Source organism: Nucisporomicrobium flavum, from assembly GCF_016464385.1.
In the GTDB taxonomy this organism is placed as follows: Bacteria; Actinomycetota; Actinomycetes; order Mycobacteriales; family Micromonosporaceae; genus Actinoplanes; species Actinoplanes flavus_A.
In genome coordinates, this window is the sequence record NZ_JADMLH010000022.1 from 102234 (window position 1) to 116178 (window position 13945).

The following is a 13945-nucleotide window of genomic DNA, read 5'->3' on the forward strand; positions in this document are numbered from 1 at the left end:
TCGGAGGACTCGACGGATCTCGATGCAAGCGTAGGGTCGGCGGCGACATCACCGTCCGACGGGGATGATGCACATGCGGACACGCCAAGCCGGCCGCCGCCGGCACCTGTTCCCCCTGCTCTGCGCCGGGCTGGCCGTGGCCCTCCCGGCCGGGCCTGCCCCGCTCCGCCCGGCCGCGCCCGCGCCGCCGTCCGCCCACGGGCCGGATCATCCGGTGGCTGCCGCCGCGACGGCACCCTCCGCCGCCGATCTGGCGGTGCGCTTCCAGGCTCTCCTGGGGCAGCATTCGGTGCTGGCGGCCGACCTGATGCGCAGCCGGATCCGCGGCGACGACGCCTTCGCGCAGGCCGCGAACGCCGCGCTGGGCGGCAACACCGACGCGATGACCTCCCTGGTCGGGCAGCTGTTCGGCGCCGCCACCGCGGACAAGTTCCGGCCCATGTGGTCCGATCACATCGTGGCGCTGGTCGCGTACGCGGGTGCCGTGGCGGAGCGGGACACGAGGGCGAAGGGCCGGGCCCGCGCCGAGCTGGTCGAGGACGAACAGCAGCTCGGCCGGTTCTTCGCCGGGGCGTCGCACGGCCGGCTGCCCCCGAAGGTCGCGCGCGCCGCGGTCGTCATGCACGTCAACCACCTGACCGGCCAGGCGGACGCGTACGCGGCGGCCGACTACACCACCGCCGACCGCCTGTACCGGGAGGGTTACCAGCACACGTACGGACTGGGTCTGACGCTGGCCGACGCGCTGCTGCCGGCGGCCGACCGGGCCACCCTGCGCGCGCCCGTCTGGCGGCTGCGGTCCCAGCTGGGCGAGGTCCTGGCCGAGCACGCCGTGCTGCTGGAGGACGTGAACCGGGCGGCGGTAGCGAACACCGCCGATTTCGACGCCGCCGGCGACACGATCAACGCCAACACGCGAGATCTCGCGGCCGCGATCGACACGCTGTTCGGCGCGTCCACCGCGCGGCGGTTCCAGTCGCTGTGGGCGTCGCACGTGGAGCTGCTCGTGGAGTACGCGGCCGCCACGGCCGCCGGCAAGCCGGACCGCAGGCACCGGGCACAGGCCGAGCTGCGCACGTTCGAACACGACATGGCCGCGGTGCTCGCCCCGGCGACCGGCGGGCGGGTGCCGGCGGCGGATCTGTCCGCGGCGCTGCAGGAGCACGACCGGATGCTGCTCGAGCACGCCGACGCGTACGCCGCCCGGGACTACCGGGGCGCGCAGGATCTCGCCGGCCGGACGTACGAGCACATGTTCGCCCTCGCCCGCGGGCTGGCGGACGGGTTCGGCGCGACCGTCGCGGCCCGCCTGCCGCACGGTGGGGCGCAGACCGGGTACGGCGGCCTCGCCGGTGTCACGGAGCACCGGTGACATGCCCGCGTACGCCCGGACAGCAGCCCTCGCCGGCCTGACGACGGCGATGATCGCGGTGCTGACCGGCGCCGCGCCGTCCGTTCCCCGCCCGGGCGGTGCGGCACCCGTCGCGCCCTCGGACCCGGCGCCGGTGGAGGCGGACGGCTTCCGCTCGGTGCGTACCTACACCGTCGTGGCCCGGCCGGTACGCCTGCGGATCCGCGCCCTGCACGTCGACAGCGCACTGCAACGGCTCGGCCTGCAGCGCGACGGCACCGTCGAGGTGCCCGCCCGCCCCGAGGTGGCCGGCTGGTACGAGCACGGTCCCCGCCCCGGGCAGCCGGGTCCCGCGGTGATCCTCGGCCACGTCGATTCGCGGAGCGGCCCGGGGGTCTTCGCTCAGCTGAGCACCGTACGGCCCGGCACGCTGATCGCCGTCGACCGCGCGGACGGCAGCACGGTGACGTTCCGGGTGACCGGGGTGTCGCAGACGTCGAAGACCGCGTTCCCGACCGACCTCGTGTACGCGCCCACGCTCGACGCCACCCTCCGGCTCGTCACCTGCGGCGGAAGCTTCGACCGCGCTCGAGGAAGCTACCGGGACAATGTCATCGTGTTCGCCGACCACGTCTGAGCGCCGCCGGAGGCTGGGTCCGGCGCTGTCCGTCCTGATCGCGACGGCGGTGACGGTGCCGTGGACCGGTGCCCCGGCGGCCGCAGCCCCGCTCCCGCTCCCGGTCGCCGCGGTGCTGGTGCGCGGCGAGCAGACCGCGCTCGTCGTCGACCTGGGCGCGAGCACGCGCTCGGGCCGCCGGGCCGTCACGGTCACCCGCGACGGCGTCCCGCAGTGGGCGACCCTGGAGCCGGTGATGACGGACGCCACGGCCGTGGCGCTGGTCGTCGACACGTCGGTCGCCGGGGCGGCGACGCTGCCCGCGTGGCGCAGCGCCGGCGCCCGGTTCGCCCTGGAGGCCCCCGCCGGCGCCCAGGCGGTGGTGATCGCCGGCTCGGCGCCCGCCACGGTGATCGCCGGGCCGCAGCGCGGTCCCGCCGACCCGGTGCGGGCGCTGTCGTCCGTGCCGGCCCGCGGCGACCGGGACACCGCCGCGGCGCTGGCCCTGGGCCTGCGGCAGTTCCCCGCGGCGGCGCCCGGCCGGCGGCTCGTGGTCCTCTACACGACCGGGCCCGACGCGGGCGGCGAGGACGCCGGCACGCTCGCCGAACGGTTCCGCAGCAGCGGGACGGTCCTGGTCGTGGTGGGCACGCCGGACGCGGGCTCGTACTGGGCGGCCACGGCGGCGGCCACCGGGGGCTTCTTCGCGCCCGCCCGGGACCCCGACATCGGTCCCGCCATCGACCAGGTGTCGACCGAGCTGGCGAGCCGCTACCTGGTGGAGCTGCCGACCCCGCCGACCCTTCCGGCGCGGGTGTCCGTACGCGTCGACACCGCCGACCTCACGCTGGCCGGCGACGCGGTCATCGCGGCACCGCCGGCCTCCCCCGCGGCGGCGCGGCGCTTCCCCACCCGGGTGGCGCTGGCTGTCGGGGGCGCCGCCGCGGGCCTCGTGGTGCTGGCCGCCGGGGCGCTCCTCCTGCGCCGCCGCCGATCCCGGGTGGCGCCGGTCCCGCAGGAGCCCTCAGCCGTGGCGCGGGGGCGCGCCACCGTGCACCCACCGGCGCGAGGCCGGGCCAGGGTCGAGGAGATGAGGCAGCCATGAGCGACGAGGAGAGGGCGTTCTTCCTGGTGGTCACCATCAGGCCGCGGCCGGACCGGATGCGGGAGGCGGAGGAGCAGCTGCAGTCCATGCGCCGCAACAGCCTGACCGAGCCCGGCTGTGTGTTCATGCACCTGGTGCAGCCGCAGGACGATCCGGACACCTGGGTGATGCTCGAGATGTTCCGGTCCCGGGCGGCGTGGGACGAGCACATGCGGCAGCCGTACAACGTCGACGGCAACGTGATCCTGGAAGACCTGCTGCGCGAGCCGTCCGAGCTCCGCTTCTTCGACGAGAGGTGACGGCCGGCCGCCGTCACGGAGCGTAGCGATACTCGCGGCATTTGCGCATCTCAACAACTTCCTGACATTCGGCGGGTTTGATCGCCCGCATGGCATTGACGGAAGCGCGTGCAGTGTCAGCCGAGCCGGCCTCCCCGCTCGCGGCCGACCCCCCGCCGCGGCGGCACCGCAGGTACCGGGCTCCGGCCTGGTACCTGCGGTTACCGCGGTGGCTGCGCCGGTCCGTCGCGGCCCTGACGGTGCTGGTCCTGGTGCTCATCGGGGTGGCGTCCGGCTACGTCGCGAGCGTGGACCTGCCGCCGGACCCGGCGCCGCCGCAGGCCTCGGTGCTCTACTACCGGGACGGTCACACAGTGTTGGCGCGGATCGGGCTCGCCGACCGTACGGACGTCAGCCTCGACCGGGTGCCCCTGCACGTCCGGCGGGCGTTCCTGGCCGCCGAGGACCGGGACTTCTACGACCACCTCGGCATCTCCGTACGCGGCCTGGTGCGCGCGCTGTGGACCAACATCGCCCACGACGGCGGCCAGGGGGCGTCCACCATCACCCAGCAATACGTGCGCAACGCGTACCTGACGCAGGAGCGGACGGTCAGCCGCAAGACCCGCGAGGCCGCGCTGGCGCTGAAGGTCGAGCACCGGTGGAGCAAGGACGAGATCCTCGAGCGCTACCTCAACACCATCTACTTCGGGCGGGGCGCGTACGGCATCGAGGCGGCGGCCCGCGCGTACTTCGGCACGGCGGTCGACCGGCTGACCGTGGCCCAGGGCGCGGTGCTCGCCGCCATGGTCAAGGACCCGACGCGCGGCGACCCGGCCGTGGACGCGACGTGGGCGCAGCAGCGGTGGCGCTGGGTGCTGCGGGCGATGGCCGAGCAGGGCTGGCTCGACGCGGGCGACGCCCAGAACACGCCGTACCCGGCTGTGGCGAAGGAGTCCGTCACCACGAGCACGGTCAGCGGGCCGGCCGGGCTGATCGCGGACCGGGTCGAGGACGAGCTCACCCGGGCGGGCATCAGCCGGCAGCAGATCCGTACGGGTGGCCTGCGGGTGCTCACCACGATCGACGCCACCGCGCAGGAGGCGGCCACCGACGGCATCGGCAAGGCCCTCAAGGGTCAGCCCAAGGAGCTGCGCGCCGCGCTGGTGGCGGTCGACCCGGCCGACGGCGGGGTACGCGCCTACTACGGCGGTGACCGCGGCCGCGGCTACTTCGACGACGCGATGGCCGCCCGGCCGCCCGCCTCCACGTTCAAGCCGATCGTGCTCGCCGCCGCCGAGGAGCGCGGCATCGGGTTCCGCTCGATGTACAACGGCAGCTCCCCGCGCCTGTTCGAGAGCCGCGACGGCGCGCCGCTGTACAACCAGGAGAACCTGCAGTGCCCGATCTGCCCGCTCGACGTCGCGATGGTGCACTCGCTCAACACGCCGTTCTACGCCGTCGCCGAGCAGATCGGGCCCGACGCCGTCCGCCGGCTGGCGCACCGGCTGGGCGTACCCGAGAAGTACGGCGACCAGCAGACGCTCGTCGACCTCAAGGGCGAGCCGGCGCCCGGGAAGACCCGTCCCGACATCGCGCTGGGCCGCTACCCCGTGGCCCCGGCCGACATGGCCACGCTCTACGGCACCCTCGCCGGCGGTGGGCGCCGGGCGGAACGGCACTTCGTCCAGTCGGTGAGCACGGCCGACGGCACCACCCTCCACCGGTACGCCAAGAAGACCAAGCGGGTGCTGTCCGACGACGTGGCCGCGGACGTGGGAGCCGTGCTGTCGCAGGTGGTGCAGCACGACGGCCCGATCCCGAACCTGCCGGCCGCCGCGAAGACCGGTTCGCAGCAGTGGGCCGACACCACCGACTCGTCCGACGCCTGGACCGCCGGGTGGACGCCGGCGCTGGCCGCGGTGACGTGGGTGGGCCGGGAGAAGCCCGGGCCCATCCGGCAGAAGAACGGCAAGGCCATCAACGGCGACGGCATGCCGTACCGGATCTGGCGGTCCTTCATGGCCGACGCCCTGCACGACCAGCCGGCCCGGCCGCTGGCCGACCCGAGGATGGTCGGCACCCCCGAGACGGTCGACCTGAAGCGCCTGCCGCCGACGGTCAAGGCGTACCCGGGGTACGTCTTCCCCGGGCCGCAGCGCGGCGACCAGGTGGACCGCTCGAAGGCCAAGGGATCGTGGGCGGAGCGGACCGACCGGCTGACGTCGGTGCTCGACCGCTACGCCGCGACCGTGCCGGAGTTCACCGTCTCCGTCGTCGACCACCGGACCGGGCACCGGTACGACTACCACGGCGACACCCCGCTCGAGGCCGCCAGCGTGATCAAGGTGGAGCTGCTGGCGGCGTTGCTGCTCAAGGCGCAGGGCGCGAACCGCGGCCTCACGGGCGCCGAGAAGTCCCGGGTGGCAAAGATGATCAAGGCCAGCGACAACGACGCGGCGAAGAAGGTGTACCAGGCCATCGGCGGCCCCGGCGCGCTCCGCGACGCCTGCGAGCGGCTCGGGTTGCACGACACCGAACCGGCGTCGTCGTTCGGCCTGACCCGCACCACGGCGAAGGACCAGACCCGGATGGTGGGTGCCCTCATCGACGTGGACAGCCCGCTGACGGCGAAGTCGCAGAAGGCGATCCTCTCGCTCATGTCGTCGGTCAACGCCGACCAGACCTGGGGCGTCAGCGCCGCGCAGCTCGCCGGGGAGCGGACGGCGCTGAAGAACGGGTGGCTGGCCCGGTCCACCGAGGACAACCGCTGGATCATCAACAGCACCGGCCGGATCACCGGCGACAAGACCGACGTGTCGGTGTCCGTGATGTCCCACGGGCATCAGGGTCAGAAATCCGGCATCGAGGTCGTCGAGCACGTGGCCGCGCTGACGCGCAGCTATCTTGGGTGGTGACGGCAGCGACCGTACGGAGGTCACCATGGCGGACGACCGTCCCAGGACCCTGCCGGTGCAGGGCCTCGTCAACCGGCTGGTGCAGGGCCTGTCCCGGGTACCCCTCGTGTCACGCCTGATCGGCCGCAACCTCATCATCCTGTACGTGGTGGGCCGGAAGTCCGGTAAGCGGTACACGGTGCCGGTCGCGTACACGCGGCACGACGGCGCCCTGCTCGTCGGCTCGGCGTTCGGCTGGGGCCGCAACCTGCGCACCGGCGAGCCGATCGAGGTGCGCTATCTGGGCAAGCGCCGCCCGGCCGACGTCGTCGTGGTCAGCGACGAGGACGGCGTGGTCGCCGATTACGCCGTGATCGCGCGCGCCAACCACCACTTCGGCGCGTTCAACAACGTCGGCTACGACGCCGATGGCAACCCGGAGCCCGCCGATCTGCACCGGGCCTGGGCCGCGGGCGCCCGGGTGTTCCGGCTGGCCCCGCGGTAGGGCGGCACCGGCGGCCGCTCGTCCGGTGGCCGACACACCGCTGGACCCGGCGGCCGCGCCGCCCACACTGGGCACCAGCCGGCTGGTCGCCGGCGGTGTCGAGCGGAGGCCGGATGGCGGTGGAGCTCCGCCTGCTGGGCGAGGTGGAAGCGGTCGTGGACGGCCGCCGCCTCGACCTGGGCCACGACCGGCAGCGGTGCGTCCTGGCGGCGCTCCTGGTCGACGCGGGCCGCGCGGTGCCGGCCGACCGGGTCCTCGACCGGGTGTGGGGCGAGCGGCTCCCGCAGCGCGCGCCCGGCGTGCTGCGCTGCTACCTGTCGCGGCTGCGGCGGGCCCTCGCGCCGGCCGGCGGCGTGGAGATCGTTCGCCGGCCCGGCGGGTACGCGTGCACCGCCGACCCGATGACCGTGGACCTGCACCGGTTCGGCGTCCTGCTGGGGCAGGCACGCGAGGCGGCGGACGACCACACCGCGGTGGCGCTGTACGAGCAGGCGCTCGGCCTGTGGCACGGCGAGCCGTTCGGCGCCCTGGACACCCCGTGGCTCACCGGCGTCCGGGAAGGGTTGCTGAGCCGGCGGCGCGCGGCCGTCCTCGACCGCAACGACGCCGCCCTGCGCGCCGGACGGCACGGTGAGCTGCTCCCGGAGCTGACGGCGTACGCCGACGACCACCCGCTCGACGAGCGCCTCTGCGCCCAGGTGATGCTGGCCCTGTACCGCTGCGGGCGGCAGGCCGAGGCGCTCGCGGCGTACCAGCGGATGCGCCGGCTGCTGGCCGACACCCTCGGCGCCGACCCGGGCCCGCCGCTGCAGCAGCTCCACCGGCGCATCCTCTCCGCCGATCCGGCGCTGGAGCCGCCGGCGGTTCCTCGGACGGCCGGCTCCTCCGGCCCGCTCCCGGCTGTGGCGCCGCGTCAGCTGCCGGCGCCGCCGTGGCGGTTCACCGGCCGGTCCGCGGCCCTGGCCGAGCTCGACGCGGCGATGGACGGCCCGGCCGGCGAGGCAGCGCCGGTGGTGATCTCCGCGATCGGCGGCGCCGGCGGCATCGGCAAGACCTGGCTGGCGCTGCGATGGGCGCACGACAACGCGGCCCGCTTCCCCGACGGGCAGCTCTACGTGAACCTGCGCGGCTACGACCCGGCCGGCGAGCCGGTGCCGCCGGCCACCGCGGTCCACGCCTTCCTCGAGGCCCTCGGGGTGGACTCCTCCGCCATGCCGGCCGGCCCGGAGGCGCGGGCCGGGCTCTACCGCAGCCTGGTCGCGGGCAGGCGCATGCTGATCGTGCTCGACAACGCGCGGGACGCCGCCCAGGTCGTCCCGCTGCTGCCGGGGTCGGCGCCGGCCACCGTGCTGATCACGAGCCGGTCCCGGCTGCTCGGGCTGCTCAGCGCGTACGGCGCCCGCCCCCTGACGCTCGACGTCCTGACCGGTACGGAGGCGCGGCAGCTGCTCGCCGATCAGGTCGGCGCGGCCCGTACGGCGGCGGAGCCCGCGGCGGTGGAGGCGCTGCTGCGGTGGTGCGCGGGCCTGCCCCTGGCGTTGAGCATCGTGGCCGCCCGGGCCGCCTCGGACCCGGCCCTGCCGCTGGCGTCGCTCGCCGCGGAGCTGCACGAAGCGGCCACCCGCCTGGACGCGCTGGACCTCGGCGAGGTGGCGGTCAACCTGCGCGCCGTGCTGTCCGCGTCCTGCCGGGCGCTCTCCCCCGCCGCCGGCCGGCTGTTCGCCCTGATGGGCCACTGCCCCGGGCCGGATCTCACCCTGCCGGCCGCCGCGAGCCTGGCCGGCGTGTCACCGGGCCGGGCCGGGGCGCTGCTGCGCGAGCTCACCGCCGGCCATCTGGTGCAGACCCCGGCCCCGGGCCGTCACCGGATGCACGACCTGGTGCGGCTGTTCGCGGCCGAACAGGTCATCGGCGACGGCTCCGACCGGCGGGCCGCCGTACGCCGGATCCTCGACCACTACCTGCACACCGCCGCGGCCGCCGACCGGCTGCTCGCCCCGTACCGGGACGCGGTCGCGCCGCCCGGCCCGGGCCCGGGCGTCGTCCCCGAGCAGGTCCCCGGCCACGACGCGGCGCTCGGGTGGTTCACCGCGGAACACGCCGGCCTGCTCGCCGCCCTGCGCGTCGCCGCGGACGCCGGCTCGCCCGCCCACGTGTGGCAGCTGGCGTGGGCGCTCACCACGTACCTGGACCGGCGCGGGCACTGGCAGGACCGGCTCGCCGTCCACGCGGCGGCCCTGGTGGCGGCCCGGCGGCTCGACGACCCGTGGCGGCAGGCCCACGCCCACCGGGAGATGGCCCTGGCATACGTCTGGCTGGACCGTCCCGGCGAAGCGCGGGAGCACCTCCGGCGGTCGCTGGAGCTGTTCACCGGGCTCGGCGACCTCCTCGGCCAGGCGCACGCCCACCGCGGCCTCGCCCGGGTCCACGCCCGGCAGGGCCGGCACGCCGCCGCGCTGCCGTACGACCGGCAGTCCCTCGCCCTGTACCTGGCGGCCGGAAGCCGGGCGGGTCAGGCCTCGGCCCTCAACGCCATCGGGTGGCACCACGCGCACCTCGGCGATCCGCAGCGGGCCCTGGCCTGCTGCGGCCAGTCCCTCGCCCTGCACGAGCGGCTGGGCAACCGGCACGGCATCGCCCTGACCCTGGACAGCCTGGGGTACGCGTACCACCAGCTCGGCCGGTACTTCGAAGCAGCCGTCCACTACGCACGTGCCGTCGGCCTGTTCGGCGACCTCGGCGACCGCTACCGGGAGGGCGCCACGTACGCCCGCCTCGGCGACGCCCACGACGCCGCCGGAGACGTCGAAGCGGCCCGCCTCGCGTGGCGCGACGGTCTGGCCGTGCTCACGGAGCTCGGGCACCCGGAGGCCGCCGCGGTGCGCACGAAGCTGCACCGCGGCGAGCCCCCGGCCCGGTCCGCCGCCTGACCCGCCGGTCAGACGACGCTGTAGTTGAGCGTGTAGAAGGCCTTCGCCGCGGCCTTGAACTCCAGCGTGTTGTTCTGCACCGGGCTCGAGCCGACGGTGTGCAGGCCGAGGTTGTCGTCGGCGCTGTTCGCGTCGATCTCGACGAGCTGCACGTTGACGCTGCCGGTGAAGGTCTTGCTGATCCCGCCGAGCTGCACGGTCTCGTTCTTGTGGACGCCGAACGGGCCGGCGACCTTCACCCCGTTGATCCGCACCTCGATCTCGTCCTCCGAGATGGAGTCCTGCAGCTTGGCGCAGTGAAAGGAGTTCAGTTTGATCGTGGACATCGGGTTCCTCCCCCTGGTTCGCGGCCGTCTGCCGCACACCGATGACGATCGGCGCGGCCCGTTGCGCGAACGTTGAGCAGGCGTTGAACCGGCCGGTCGGCCCGTACTCTTGCCCGGTGGACCTGCGCGAGACCTTCGACGAGGACGCCGAGCGGTACGACCGGATCCGGCCCGGCTACCCGGCGCGGATGTTCGACGATCTGGCCGCCGCCGGGGTGCCCCGCGGGGCGCGGGTGCTGGAGATCGGCTGCGGCACCGGGCAGGCCACCGTTCCGCTGGCCGAGCGGGGGTACGACATCGTGGCCGTCGAGCTGGGCGCGCGCCTGGCGGCTGTGGCGCGGCGCAATCTCGCGGGCTTCGATTCGGTACGGGTGGTGACGGCCGCGTTCGAGGACTGGCCGCTGCCCGCCGAGCCGTTCGACGTGGTGTTCTGCGCGACGGCGTTCCACTGGGTCGACCCGGCCGTACGGGTGACGAAGTCCGCGGACGCGGTGCGCCCCGGCGGCGTGCTGGCCACCGTGGCGACCCACCACATAGCCGGCGGCAGCTGGACCGAGGCGTTCCACGGCGAGATCCAGCGGCATTACGAGCAGTTCGACCCCGCGACGCCACCGGGCCTGCGGAGGGTGTTCGCCCAGGACATCCCGCGCGACGACGCGGAGCTGACCCGGTCCGGGCGGTTCGGGCCCGCGATCTTCCATCGGTACGAGTGGGAGGCGGCGTACTCCACGGCGGAGTACCTGGATCTCCTGCTGACCTACTCAGGGCACCGGGCGCTGCCGGAGCCCCGGCGCACCGGGCTGCTGACGGCCATCGCGCAGCTCATCGACGACCACGGGGGCCGGGTCGTCAAGCGCTACCTGACCGAGCTGCGGGTGGCCCGCCGGACCGGGTGAATCGCCGGATCCACCCGGTCGCCGGCGGGCCGTCGTGCCTCAGGAGGTGGGGAAGGTGTCCGCGGTCCGGATCCGGTTGCGCAGCAGCGCGCCCGACTCCGAGAGCACCCCGGTTCCGGTGTACGTGCCGGCGGCGCAGGTGCCGGCCCGGAACGCGGCGCTGCCCTCGCCGGCGTCGGAGTACGTCCAGTTCGCGTAGCTGATCTTCAGGCGGTCGAGGAGGTCGAGCCACGCGCCGGTGCTCGCCGTGTCCACCGCACCGCCGCCGGTGGCGCTCACCGTGCCGAACTCGGTGACGAACATCGGCAGCGAGCCGGCCGCCTTCTCCAGTTCGGCGCGGTAGTTGTCCTTGTGCGACGCCGCGTAGAAGTGGAACGCGTACATGATGTTGCTCGCGCGGACCGGGTCGGCGATGACCTCTGCCGAGCTCGCGCCGTCGGAGACGCCCAGCGAGGACCAGCCGCGGGTGCCGACGATGACCACGGCGTCCGGGTCGTTCGCGCGGATCACCGGGATGACCTGCTCGGCGTAGCTCTTGATGCCGGACCAGGAGACGCCGTTCGGCTCGTTGGCGATCTCGTAGATGACGTTGGTCTTGGCCGCGTTGCGTGCGGACACGGCGGCGAAGAAGGTCTTGGCGCGGTCCAGGTTGAGGTTGGGGTCGCCGGGCGTGAGCGTGTGGAAGTCGATGAGGGCGTACATGCCGCGGGCCTCGGCCTGGTCGACGAGCGTGTTGACCCGTCCGGTGAAGCCCGCCGGGTCGGTCTCGTAGCCGCCCTCCTGGACGTACATGGCGATGCGTAGCAGGTCGGCGCGCCAGTCGGTGGCGAGCGCGTCGAGCGAGGCGTTGTTGTAGCAGTTCGCGAACCACTGCAGGCCGTGGGTGCTCATGCCGCGCAACTGGATCGGGCGGTCGTACCGGTTGCACAGGTGCACGCCGCAGACCCGCAGCTGGCCGTTGATGCCGACGGGCGTGCCGCTGCCGCCGGCCGGCGGTGTGGTCGGCGTGGCCGTGGGGGTGGGGGTGGTGGGCCGCGACGGCGACGGGCCGGCCGTGGTGGGCCGCGCGGACGGCGAGGTGGGTACGGCCGTGGGCGTGGTCGCGCCCGGCGTGGCGGGTGCGGTCGTGATGCCGCAGGCGGCGCCGTTCACCGTGCAGGCGGTGGGCCGCCCGGTGCCGTTGACGATCATCCCGAACTCGGTCGAGGCACCCGCGGCGACGGTGGCGTTCCACCCGGCCGGGGTAAACGTGTACGTGCTGCCCGAGGTTGCCGTCGTCGCGTTCCAGGCATTGACGACCGTCGTTCCAGCGGGCAGCGTGAGCTGCACCCGCCAGGTCGTGATCGTCGAGGAGGTGTCGTTCTTGACCACCACGCTCGCCTGGTAGCCGGTGGACCACGAGTTCGTGACGGTGAACGCGGCGGTCTCCGCGGAGGCCGGCAGGGCGACCAGCGCCACCGCCGAGGTCGCGGCGACGACCGCGCCGGCCACGAGAAGCTTCAGTTTCAGTCTGCGCATGGAGGAACTCCATCGGGGGTGCGGGCGCGGGAGCGCTCCCAGGTGTCGGCGACTGTAACCGCATGCCCCCTGAGCAGGCAAAACTTGCTGAAATCATCCTTAAATCGCGGCTCCGGGCAACCAAATGGGCGTCGGTGAGCCACTAGCGATCGACCGGAAGGAAACCCGGGTGCTCCACCAGTTCATGATCATGGTTCTCGCCGCCCTGCCCGCGCCGGCCGGCGACGGCGTCATGATCGAGAAGGTGAAGGTCAACGGCACCGGCTGCCGGCCGGACACCGTCGCGGTCGCGCTCTCGGCCGACCGCACCGCGTTCACGGTGATCTACAGCGACTACCTCGCGCAGGCCGGCGCGGGCGGCAAGACCAAGGACCAGCGGCGTACCTGCGGCATCACCGTACGGCTCGGCGTGCCGCAGACCATGGCGTACGCGATCACGGCCGTCGACCACCGCGGCTTCGCGCACCTGGAGGCCGGCGCCTCGGCGAGCCTGTCCGCGCGCTACCACTTCACGGGCGCGGGGGCGCCGGCGTCCACGGTGCACACCTTCGCGGCCGGCCTCGACGACTCCTGGCAGGTCACCGAGCCGGCGGGCAGCCCGGCGATGTTCAGCCCGTGCGGCGGGAGCAAGGTGGACATCGACACCGAGCTGCGTGCGCAGGCGGACCGGGCCGACGCGGCGACCAGCTACATCGCCATGGACTCCACGGACGGCGCGGTCGGCGGGACGTACCGGCTCACCTATCGAGCCTGCTGACGGGCGCAGGCCGCGCGGCTGCTCTCCATCCACGCCGCACCGTCGAGGGCCACCGGCGAAATGTCCCGCACCTCCTCGTCCTCCGTTTCCACGCGGACCGACGCGGCCAGGGGAAGGGGCACGCCCGGCTCGCAGCTCGACTCCACCACCACGTCGAGCGGCAGGGCCGTACCCGGTTCGATCCAGCGTTCCCGCTCGGGGCTGCGGACGGTGACGCCGGGCCGGTCGGCGCGGACGGTCAGGACGTTGACCGGGGCCGGCCCGGCGTTGACGACCGTCACCTGGGCGTCGAGGCGCACCCGCCGCTGCTTCCCGTCCACGGTCGGCGTGCCGGGTTCCGCGAAGAGCAGCAGCGAGACCGTGGACCTCTCCTGTGCCACCGACGCCGCCAGCGGCCGGCACCACCAGGCGTACGCCGCGACGCCGCCCAGCAGCATGCCGGCCAGAAGCGCACCCACCACGACCAGGGTCAGCCCGCGTACGGTGGCGGGCCGGCGTCGTCCGCGGTCCGGAGCCGGCCGATCCAGATCGATCACTGTCATTCCTTCCTGGTGCGTCGACGGTACTGGAGTCGGGCCGCGATGATCGATTCGGGACGTTGGTCCTGTCCGGTTGGGGACCTCGGGCACCTGAAACCCCGGATGCGATCGACAAGCCTGGTGGGGTGCCGCGCCACCGTGGGGCACCGGCGGCCGGGGGCCGCCGCACCCGACGCGAAGGATCACCGTGTCAGCACTGGACGACACCCGGCCACCCGCCACGGACA

At 74.2% G+C, this 13945-nt stretch carries 12 protein-coding genes; 9 read left to right on the forward strand and 3 right to left on the reverse strand.

The window, feature by feature from the left end:
• The first annotated feature begins 73 nt into the window (after positions 1–73).
• The 7 genes from IT780_RS35690 to IT780_RS35720 all read left to right on the forward strand — a co-directional run bounded on the left by IT780_RS35690 (position 74) and on the right by IT780_RS35720 (position 9682).
• Complete coding sequence (locus IT780_RS35690) at positions 74–1372, forward strand: hypothetical protein (protein ID WP_233414034.1); 1299 nt, start codon at positions 74–76, stop codon at positions 1370–1372.
• A 1-nt stretch (position 1373) separates the two neighbouring features.
• A complete protein-coding gene (locus tag IT780_RS35695; RefSeq protein WP_199516265.1) occupies positions 1374–1988 on the forward strand; it encodes a class F sortase in 615 nt (204 codons plus the stop codon).
• Between the two features lie 49 nt (positions 1989–2037).
• On the forward strand, positions 2038–3072 hold the full coding sequence (locus IT780_RS35700) for a vWA domain-containing protein (RefSeq protein WP_199516266.1): 1035 nt from the start codon (positions 2038–2040) through the stop codon (positions 3070–3072).
• Positions 3069–3371, forward strand: a complete 303-nt coding sequence (locus IT780_RS35705; protein WP_199516267.1) for a putative quinol monooxygenase — start codon at positions 3069–3071, stop codon at positions 3369–3371. Before IT780_RS35700 ends, IT780_RS35705 begins: the two co-directional genes overlap by 4 nt.
• A gap of 89 nt (positions 3372–3460) precedes the next feature.
• Positions 3461–6268, forward strand: coding sequence for a transglycosylase domain-containing protein (locus IT780_RS35710; RefSeq protein ID WP_199516268.1), 2808 nt, complete (start codon positions 3461–3463; stop codon positions 6266–6268).
• Positions 6269–6293: 25 nt separating this feature from the next.
• Positions 6294–6752, forward strand: coding sequence for a nitroreductase family deazaflavin-dependent oxidoreductase (locus IT780_RS35715; protein ID WP_199516269.1), 459 nt, complete (start codon positions 6294–6296; stop codon positions 6750–6752).
• Positions 6753–6865: 113 nt separating this feature from the next.
• Positions 6866–9682 carry an AfsR/SARP family transcriptional regulator gene (locus IT780_RS35720; protein ID WP_199516270.1) on the forward strand — a complete coding sequence of 939 codons (2817 nt, stop codon included), beginning with the start codon at positions 6866–6868 and terminating at the stop codon, positions 9680–9682.
• Positions 9683–9690: 8 nt separating this feature from the next.
• Here the strand turns inward: IT780_RS35720 and IT780_RS35725 are convergent, their stop codons facing one another.
• Positions 9691–10008: a hypothetical protein gene (locus IT780_RS35725; RefSeq protein WP_199516271.1), complete on the reverse strand. Its 318-nt coding sequence runs from the start codon at positions 10006–10008 to the stop codon at positions 9691–9693.
• A gap of 116 nt (positions 10009–10124) precedes the next feature.
• Between IT780_RS35725 and IT780_RS35730 the strand changes: the two genes are divergently transcribed.
• Entirely contained in the window at positions 10125–10904 is a 780-nt protein-coding gene (locus IT780_RS35730; RefSeq protein WP_307831543.1) for a class I SAM-dependent methyltransferase, read from the forward strand.
• Between the two features lie 39 nt (positions 10905–10943).
• Here IT780_RS35730 and IT780_RS35735 read toward each other — a convergent pair whose 3' ends face one another.
• A complete protein-coding gene (locus IT780_RS35735; RefSeq protein ID WP_199516273.1) occupies positions 10944–12422 on the reverse strand; it encodes a cellulase family glycosylhydrolase in 1479 nt (492 codons plus the stop codon).
• A gap of 169 nt (positions 12423–12591) precedes the next feature.
• On the opposite strand from IT780_RS35735, the gene IT780_RS35740 reads away from it, so the two are divergent.
• The gene (locus IT780_RS35740) at positions 12592–13179 is read left to right on the forward strand and encodes a DUF4360 domain-containing protein (protein ID WP_199516274.1); all 588 of its coding nucleotides are present in this window, start codon (positions 12592–12594) and stop codon (positions 13177–13179) included.
• Here the strand turns inward: IT780_RS35740 and IT780_RS35745 are convergent.
• On the reverse strand, positions 13164–13715 hold the full coding sequence (locus IT780_RS35745; RefSeq protein ID WP_199516275.1) for a hypothetical protein: 552 nt from the start codon (positions 13713–13715) through the stop codon (positions 13164–13166). The genes IT780_RS35740 and IT780_RS35745 overlap by 16 nt on opposite strands.
• Between the last annotated feature and the right edge of the window lie 230 nt (positions 13716–13945).